Here is a 4,000-nt window from a genome sequence, read left to right on the forward strand (position 1 = left end):
GGCCCCAGCCCTGGCAGTTTGGCCAGCAGCTGGATCAATCGTTCGATCTCAGGTCCCGCGACATGTCTTTGTGCCATAAACGCTCGCCCGTATATGAAATTAGAACGGCAGTTTCATGCCGGCAGGCAGACCGAGGCCGCCCATCATTTCCTGGGTCTTGTCCTGAATTGCCTGGTCAATCTTCACCCGGCCATCCGTATGAGCGGCAATGATCAGATCTTCCAGGATCTCGCCTTCTTCTTCCTTCAGAAGAGACGGATCGATCGTCAGGCTTTTCAGCTCACCCTTACCATTCAGCCGAAGGGTGACAAGCCCGCCGCCGGACGAACCTTCGGCTTCGATGTCCTGAATCTGTTCCTGCAGCGAGCCCATCTGCTCCTGCATCTGCTTGGCCTGCTTCATCATCTTGAGGAAGTCCATCGGCTCTCTCCTTGAAAACTGCAGAGGCGGCGCGAACCGCGCGCCCTTTCAATTGTCTCTTTAACTAATTTGGGAACAAGCGTGTAGAAGAACAATCACTTCTAATCAATCATCTTCGTCTTCGCCCAACGCTTCATTGAGCAATGGATCGCTCAAAATCGGATCGGCCATGGCCGCTTCGTCTTCTTCCGTGGCCTGTACCTTCACATCAACCACCTTCGCACCGGGAAACTGGGCGAGCAGCGCGGCAACAGTCGGATGGGACTTGGCGTCCGACAGGAGTTGCTGCTGATTGGCTTCTTCTTCTTCGTGAAGGGTTGGCCGCCCCTGATTGCGCGAGACGACCACAAACCAGCGCTGTCCGGTCCATTCGGTCAGTTTACGTCCGAATTCACCGGCGATATCGGCAGGTGCATCCTCTGTCGGCTGAATCTCGATCTTGCCCGGCTCGAACTTCACCAGCCGCATTTGTCGCCGGATTGCGACCTTGAACGGGATATCTCCCTTTTCAGAGGCAAGCGCAACACAGTCCTGAAGGTTACGTAGATTGTACGCCGGCTGCGGCGGGGCCTCGGGCCGGATTTCTGTCTGCGGTGCAGTTTGCGGATCCGGCATTCCCCCCTGGATCGCAGAAAGCTGCGGGCGTCCACCGCTCTGCATGGTCGGACCGCCCCCCGGTCCGCCAGAAGAACTATGCGGCATGCCGACAGCCATTGCCTGGCCTCCGCCGCCCGATGGAGCAGCGCCACCAGCGGAAGACGGCGTAGTGCCGCCAAGCGGGTTCTGGCCGTTTTTGATCTGCGCCATCAAGTCGCCCGGATCCGGCAAATCGGCAGCATAAGCGAGACGTACTAGAACCATGTCAGCCGCAGCCAGCGGTTTGGACGCAGCTTGCACTTCCTGTACGCCTTTCAACAGGATCTGCCAGGCTCTGGACAACAGACGCACCGAAATCTTCTCGGCAAACTCCCGCCCCCGGGCACGCTCGGCTTCGGTGACGGAGGCTTCGTCCGCCGACTTGGGCGCAACCTTCATCCGCGTCACAAGATGGGTGAAATCGGCCAGATCGGTCAGCACGACCGCGGGGTCTGCACCGACTTCATACTGCGCCTGCAATTCGTTGAGCGCTTCCTCGATCCCACCCGCCATCAGGTGACCGAAAAGATCGATCACCCGCGCACGATCCGCAAGACCGAGCATATTTCGCAAGTCCTCGGCTTCGATCGCCCCGGACCCATGCGCCATTGCCTGATCGAGCAGCGACAGAGAATCGCGCGCCGAACCTTCGCCGGCCCGAGCAATCAGCATCAGGGCATCGTCGGAAATCTGGATGCCTTCGGCGTCCGAGATCCGGCGCAACAGGCCAATCAGTTTTGACTGTTCGATCCGGCGCAGGTCGAAGCGCTGGCACCGGGACAGAACGGTGATTGGTACTTTGCGGATTTCGGTGGTCGCAAAGATGAACTTCACATGCTCGGGCGGCTCCTCCAGCGTTTTCAAAAGACCGTTGAAAGCTGCGTTGGAGAGCATGTGCACTTCGTCGATGATGTAGACTTTGTAACGCGCCGTCGCCGGACGGTACCGGGCAGCATCTATAATCTCGCGAATGTCGTTGATGCCGGTATGGGACGCCGCGTCCATCTCGATGACATCGACATGGCGACCTTCCATGATCGCCCTGCAGTGCGTTCCTTCCTGGGTCAGCTTGACCGTCGGCTTGTCGGCCTCACCTGGAACTTCATAGTTCAGTCCACGGGCCAGAATGCGGGCCGTGGTCGTCTTGCCGACGCCACGGACACCGGTCAGCATCCAGGCCTGGGCAATGCGGCCGGTGTCGAACGCATTTTCCAGCGTCTGTACCATCGGTTCCTGGCCAACCAGGTCCTCAAAGGTTTTCGGACGGTACTTGCGTGCCAGGACGCGATATGCGCCATCCTGGTTATGACTGCCTGTCGCAGCGTTGCTGGTCATGTCCGGCGCAGAAGCGCCTTCTTGCGGAAAACCTGTTTCATCCATGAGCCGCACAATAGCGACTTTTTCAAAAAGGTGGACGGCCTTTTGAAAGTTTTTCTGTGAACGGTTGGGGGAGAGTTCACAATAGCTGCAAACCTCAAGTCAGCTAGTTCCTGAACCGATCCGGCATCAAAAAGGCCCGTCTGGCCAGTTGGCTGCCAACGCGATCGCTTGAATACCAGGTACTTATAAGAGATCGGGAGACAAGAACCTGATTTTTCTCCAGGAATTCCGCAAAGGTCTCGTGAGGTGTCTCTGCCATACGCTCCGACAGGACCCCCAGAAAGGCAAGTGTCAGGGTCGTGTTGAATTTGTCCGGCGCCCCTGCCTTTGTTGCTATCGCGCGAAGGGCAGTGCCATAGCGCGCAGCCGCTTCCAGGAAGTCGTATTTTTTCAGCATCCGGCAGGCGACACCAATGTGATCGACATGAGTGAATGTCCCGGCATCCACGGATTGCGCCTCGAACCTGTCCGTCAGCTCAATATAGTCCCGAAGCTCAGGTCTCATTTGAATTATCCTGGAGGTTGTGGCTGTCAGAAGCGCTCAGATCGAGGTCGTAAACGCTCTTCAATTGCGCGATCTTGCCAAGCGTTTCTTCCGAAAAAGGCGGCTTGTTCTCAAATGCGTGCAGCGCCAGCCCTTCGATCAGGTCACCGAGAGACATGTCCAGATGCTCCGCAAGACCCTTAAGAACCTTGAGAAGACGTTTTTCCAGACGCACTCCGGTCTGGACCCGTTCAACAGATTTGGTCATGTTTGTTATATTGGTAACAATGTACCAATGAGTCAAGCTTACTGTTCTACGCACCGGTCTGGAAAGGCACAAAACAAAAAACACCGCACGGTATCGGCGGTGTCTGACAAACGTATAAGACATATTAAAGGGTGGGAGGCTGGCACGGCGACCCGTGCCGAGGCTCGTTAGGGCTGCTTCCTTCCGGACCTGACCCGGTTGGCGAGTGGCTCGTCCACCACCAACCTCCCGAGCGCCTTATATCAGATGGGCCCGGGGGTTTGGCAAGGGGTCTGACGATGTTTTTTGTTTGCCGTTGAAACGAGCCCGGTCCGCAGTTCCTGTCAGGGTTGCAAAGTTGCCAGTTTCAGGCCGAAGCCCATGAAGACAAGACCAGTCACACCTTTTAACCAGCGTTGAAATGACACGCTCCTTGCCGCATTGCTGACTTTGGAAAGCAGCACAATCATAGCGCCGAACCAGAGTGCATTGATCAACGAGTGAATGGCCACCAATGAGAACGCGGCGGTCATCGCACCTTCGCCAGCGGGAATAAACTGCGGAAAGGCAGCAAGATAGAACATCGAGACTTTCGGGTTCAGCGCATTGGTCAGGAACCCTTCCCCGAAGGCTTTGGTCAAGGTGCGCTTTCGCTTGGCAGGTTTGACGGAAGGTGCAAGGGCTTTCCTGGAAAACGCTTCTCGCAGGGCTTTCAAACCGATCCAGAAGAGATAGGCTGCTCCCAGCATCTTGACGGCAAAAAAGGCTTCTGCCGAATGCACGAGGATGACCGAAATCCCGAGGATCGAAAGTGTTCCGTGCAGGAAAAAGGC

General features: G+C 56.6%; 5 protein-coding genes, 1 other RNA gene and 1 pseudogene. All 7 read right to left on the minus strand.

The window, feature by feature from the left end; all coding sequences use genetic code 11:
- Positions 1–77: pseudogene (locus K5905_RS29180) on the minus strand (recombination protein RecR); the annotation flags it as partial.
- Between the two features lie 22 nt (positions 78–99).
- Positions 100–420 carry a YbaB/EbfC family nucleoid-associated protein gene (locus tag K5905_RS29185; RefSeq protein ID WP_297591026.1) on the minus strand — a complete coding sequence of 107 codons (321 nt, stop codon included), beginning with the start codon at positions 418–420 and terminating at the stop codon, positions 100–102.
- 105 nt (positions 421–525) lie between these two features.
- Positions 526–2,391 (minus strand): DNA polymerase III subunit gamma/tau, encoded by a 1,866-nt coding sequence (locus tag K5905_RS29190; protein WP_297591034.1) that lies wholly within the window; start codon positions 2,389–2,391, stop codon positions 526–528.
- A gap of 148 nt (positions 2,392–2,539) precedes the next feature.
- A complete protein-coding gene (locus tag K5905_RS29195) occupies positions 2,540–2,941 on the minus strand; it encodes a hypothetical protein (RefSeq protein WP_297591028.1) in 402 nt (133 codons plus the stop codon).
- Positions 2,931–3,188: a hypothetical protein gene (locus K5905_RS29200; RefSeq protein ID WP_297591030.1), complete on the minus strand. Its 258-nt coding sequence runs from the start codon at positions 3,186–3,188 to the stop codon at positions 2,931–2,933. The genes K5905_RS29195 and K5905_RS29200 overlap by 11 nt, the downstream gene beginning before the upstream one ends.
- A 131-nt stretch (positions 3,189–3,319) precedes the next feature.
- Positions 3,320–3,417, minus strand: an RNA gene (ffs, locus tag K5905_RS29205) — signal recognition particle sRNA small type.
- Positions 3,418–3,511: 94 nt separating this feature from the next.
- The coding region (locus K5905_RS29210) for a LysE family translocator (protein WP_297591032.1) at positions 3,512–4,000 on the minus strand (489 nt) is incomplete at its 5' end.

This window comes from Roseibium sp. (assembly GCF_025698965.1).
Taxonomy (GTDB): Bacteria; Pseudomonadota; Alphaproteobacteria; order Rhizobiales; family Stappiaceae; genus Roseibium.

Bases quoted from the DNA above. Each gene is read 5' to 3' on its own strand.
- K5905_RS29200 (WP_297591030.1), bottom strand. From the start codon at position 3,188: ATGACCAAATCTGTTGAACGGGTCCAGACCGGAGTGCGTCTGGAAAAA.
- K5905_RS29190 (WP_297591034.1), bottom strand. From the start codon at position 2,391: ATGACCAGCAACGCTGCGACAGGCAGTCATAACCAGGATGGCGCATAT.
- K5905_RS29195 (WP_297591028.1), bottom strand. From the start codon at position 2,941: ATGAGACCTGAGCTTCGGGACTATATTGAGCTGACGGACAGGTTCGAG.
- K5905_RS29185 (WP_297591026.1), bottom strand. From the start codon at position 420: ATGGACTTCCTCAAGATGATGAAGCAGGCCAAGCAGATGCAGGAGCAG.